Origin of the sequence: Spirochaeta isovalerica, assembly GCF_014207565.1 — a bacterium.
Taxonomy (GTDB): Bacteria; Spirochaetota; Spirochaetia; order DSM-2461; family DSM-2461; genus Spirochaeta_F; species Spirochaeta_F isovalerica.
Map to the genome: position 1 here is coordinate 1 of NZ_JACHGJ010000022.1, position 3,581 is coordinate 3,581.

Sequence of the window (3,581 nt, forward strand, 5' to 3'; positions counted from 1 at the left end):
TCACACCCGTTCCCATCCCGAACACGGAAGTTAAGCTCAACTGCGCCGATGGTACTGCAATTATGTGGGAGAGTAGGTCGTCGCCAGGCTTTTTTCTTTCTATTAAAAAAGTAGAGAGTTAAAAACAGAAATTAAAAAACCTGTTAGTGAAATGAAAATGTTTTCAAAATATTGACATTTCGCTTTATTGTAGGATATTATCCTGCTTGAGTCTGCCTGGATGGTGAAATTGGTAGACACGCTAGTTTCAGGGACTAGTGCTCGCAAGGGCGTGGAGGTTCGAGTCCTCTTCCAGGCATGATAAAGAAATCTAATTGCTTACATTGTAAGTAATTAGATTTTTCTTTTTATAATTTGTATACAAAGCGAGTCCGAAAAAATCTGCTAATAGTTTATATGTAAACAATTAGCATCTGTAATCCCTTCAAAAATTCAGGTCTTAAGTCGTAAAATCTCTTTTTTTTTGGTTCCAACGCAGTTCAAGTGTCTACGGTTTTGGGGGAATGTCAAACCGCTCTACTTTTTCCCAGATCATATAAACTTTGCTTGATTTCACAGATTGTGAATATATACTAATCTTACCACCAATAATTAAAAGATAACAACATGCTAAGGACAGGAGTAAAAAATGACAGCACGAAACTTTTTATTTTCATATAAAGGAAGAATATCAAGAAGTAATTTTTGGGCGTTTTACATGGGAGCAATGTTTTGGCAATTGGCTTCAGCCTTTCTAATGGGATTGGATAATATTATTGCAAATGCATTTGGGATAATCTCTTTTTTGGTACTGATCTATTCTATATTTGCAGTTTATGGAAAAAGATGGCATGACCGAGGAAAGTCAGCAAAATGGAATTTTATTTGCTTAATTCCGGGTATTGGAGCAATCTGGGCCACTATAGAATGCGGTTTTCTCAAAGGAAATGAGGGCGAAAATGAGTACGGGCTAGAGCCATATAAGGATGGAGTATCCAGAACTGACCAGGCAGATGTCTCTATGTGATCAAGTAGCTTTGAAATAACGGGTTGAGTTTGGATCGTAGTGGAGAACTCCATTGATGTCTATTGAGTGTTCAGTGATGGTCAAATGTAAGTAATACAATGAGACATTGCTACTTGTGATTTTCGATAATGAATAATGTATTAGTAAAAGTTAATCAGATGGTTGAAGAGTTATGAATAAGGAATCAGATACTATGAAGCTGTGTAAAGTTATCTGTAGTATCGATAAAAACAACCACATGGATTTCCGTGTAGAAACATATAATGTCATTGCAACAGTTAAAAAGTTCAAAACTGCAAATGAAAGGTTGATCGTAGATAGATCAGACCTCGGAGTTCTCATGCTCGATAAGGACTCTTATAGATCAACTAGCATTGATTACTTTATGTGGAGTCTTAAGGATCAAGTGCATAATACTGCTGAAGAGCTACGAAAGATAGTTGCTAGGGAACTTAAGTTTCGTAAGGAATCTTCTGGACTAATACAAATCCTTCCGTCGGAGATGAATGAGCGGGCTAGTTCAGAGACTCAGGAAGAGCTCCTGTGGATTAAATTGAACGATAATGTCCGAGTGGTTTCAGACTTTCAGTACAAACTCTGGGAAGGAAATTATATTCCAACAAAATGCCCACAATGTTGGGTGGGTGGAGTGACTGAAATAGACACTTATCGCTTTAGATGCAATGAATGTGGACAGATTTTTTATCATGATGTTTATGGGAAGAAACAGCGTAAAAGCGTATACGTGAATAGGACAAGGAGAATCGTCAATCCGAAAAAAGTTAATAAGCAAAGACCCAAATGGGAATTGATGTTGTTAAAAAATGTTTTCACATCTCTTCTGTTTATTCTGTATATATTTGTTTATTTGTTTGAACATGGCATAATTCTTTGGCAAGTGATTTCACTTGGAGTTTGGGGGTTGTCTGGTGGAATAGCTTTGTTTCTTTTGTTAGAGAATACAGAGCGTACAATGACCCGCAATTGGATTAAAGGCGATAAGCACAATATCTTGAAAAGGGTTTATATGAAATATGAAGTTCTGGTCATCAAAGTGTCAGTATTCACTTGGATTCTTTTATCAATATTTCTAGTCATTATGTTGTAGGAAATCCCTCCATTATTGGAGGGATCAATTTATTTAATCGAAGGGTAATCAAGAGAGAATAGTTCAAAAGAACGCTCTATATACATCAAAGAGGAGAACACCCCTGAATAGAGTTAAAACTGAAGCAGAACAGAAATATGATGAAAAGATCAAGCTATATAAAGCTGATACTGAACGTCTTCAACTGCAAGATGCTTACCTGACAAAAATTGTTAATGAAGGGCAGGAGAGAATTGAGCAGAATCTCCTTTCCTTGGTAGTTACGAATCTCAACCTCGTAAGTTACTATTTGATCCTTAATTCCCTTTCCATGACCTTTCTGGGAAAGAGGAGTGAGACCTTAAATGATGCTCGAAAAGCATGTCTGAAAGCTATTATCTGTTTAGAGAAACTTGTCTCAGATAAGGTGGATGCTCCGTTTTCAGAATACGAAGAGAAAGTGAAAAAGATTTCTGGCTTGAGTGATGAAGCTCGATATGAATTACTTCGGAAAGTAGGCTTCACAATTGATTGTATTATTGATGGGTTTGGGGATAACACAAAATGGCAATGGCACTGGGTAGAAATCGAGGGAAGATTTGCAACAGTTGCTAAGAATCTGCTCAATTTAAAAACCTATCGTGTAGGTAATGACCCACGGAGTAAGGGGTATACGACTCGTGTTAAACATATGAGATTGGTTCTAGTACTACTTCAGAAAGCAGCAGATGGGTATCGAAGAAAATACGAACTATCCACAGATCACCGTTTGGATGATATTAAAATGGCTATCAACTATCTCTCAGCGCAGAGACGAATGTATAACGTTCTTGGAGATAACATCAATTATGAATCCTTGAAGAAAAAGATTAAAATCTGGCAAGCAAGAGCCGAGGCTGATCAAAAACTTAAGAACCTAAAAAGGGCATAAGTTGCCGGGAGAAATCAATGCGTAAACTACATATCTTTTACAACGAAAATCAAAGCACAACAGAGAACATATCTTTCTCCCCCAGTGCAGGGAAGCCAAAACTGTTTGTTGAGAGGATTGGAAATCATCCAAATGTAAATATTGTGAGTGATTTCCCATCTATCAAAAAAGAGCACCTATATCTGGTGCATGATAAACAGCATGTTGATGATGTCCTCTCTTTGAAGAAGATTAATGGGTTCGATAATACGATCAAAGAAGTAACGGACACAATGCTCTGGACAAATGCCAGTTTCCTTTATGCTTCAGTTAATGCAGTTAAATTAAATACCTGCACCTGTAGTCCTACAAACGGATTTCATCATGCTGAATACGATGGGTCAATGGCATTTTGTACCTTCAACGGCTTGATGCTTTCAGCTAAAATTCTTCACGATAAAGGCTATGCCAAACGAATCGGAATCGGAATGTGTCAACATAGATGAAGTATGATCTTTGAAATATTTATGCAGACTTCCTTTCTGATTTCTGTTTCAGTTCTATCCTGGTATCAGCAG

General features: G+C 37.2%; 4 protein-coding genes, 1 tRNA gene and 1 rRNA gene. All 6 read left to right on the forward strand.

Annotation, left to right across the window (positions count from 1 at the left end; all coding sequences use genetic code 11):
* A 5S ribosomal RNA gene (gene rrf / locus HNR50_RS22000) occupies nt 1–89 on the forward strand; the annotation flags it as partial.
* Between the two features lie 125 nt (nt 90–214).
* A tRNA-Leu gene (locus HNR50_RS22005) sits at nt 215–298 on the forward strand.
* Nucleotides 299–628: 330 nt separating this feature from the next.
* The gene (locus HNR50_RS22010) at nt 629–1,006 is read left to right on the forward strand and encodes a DUF805 domain-containing protein (RefSeq protein WP_184748969.1); all 378 of its coding nucleotides are present in this window, start codon (nt 629–631) and stop codon (nt 1,004–1,006) included.
* Between the two features lie 172 nt (nt 1,007–1,178).
* Nucleotides 1,179–2,114 (forward strand): hypothetical protein, encoded by a 936-nt coding sequence (locus tag HNR50_RS22015; protein ID WP_184748970.1) that lies wholly within the window; start codon nt 1,179–1,181, stop codon nt 2,112–2,114.
* A 253-nt stretch (nt 2,115–2,367) separates the two neighbouring features.
* The gene (locus HNR50_RS22020) at nt 2,368–3,024 is read left to right on the forward strand and encodes a hypothetical protein (RefSeq protein ID WP_246434184.1); all 657 of its coding nucleotides are present in this window, start codon (nt 2,368–2,370) and stop codon (nt 3,022–3,024) included.
* A 17-nt stretch (nt 3,025–3,041) separates the two neighbouring features.
* Nucleotides 3,042–3,509, forward strand: a complete 468-nt coding sequence (locus HNR50_RS22025; RefSeq protein WP_184748971.1) for an arginase family protein — start codon at nt 3,042–3,044, stop codon at nt 3,507–3,509.
* Nucleotides 3,510–3,581 lie beyond the last annotated feature (72 nt).

What these genes read in the sequence shown, in the direction of transcription:
- HNR50_RS22010 (WP_184748969.1), top strand. Translation starts at nt 629, where the DNA reads ATGACAGCACGAAACTTTTTATTTTCATATAAAGGAAGAATATCAAGA.
- HNR50_RS22015 (WP_184748970.1), top strand. Translation starts at nt 1,179, where the DNA reads ATGAATAAGGAATCAGATACTATGAAGCTGTGTAAAGTTATCTGTAGT.
- HNR50_RS22025 (WP_184748971.1), top strand. Translation starts at nt 3,042, where the DNA reads ATGCGTAAACTACATATCTTTTACAACGAAAATCAAAGCACAACAGAG.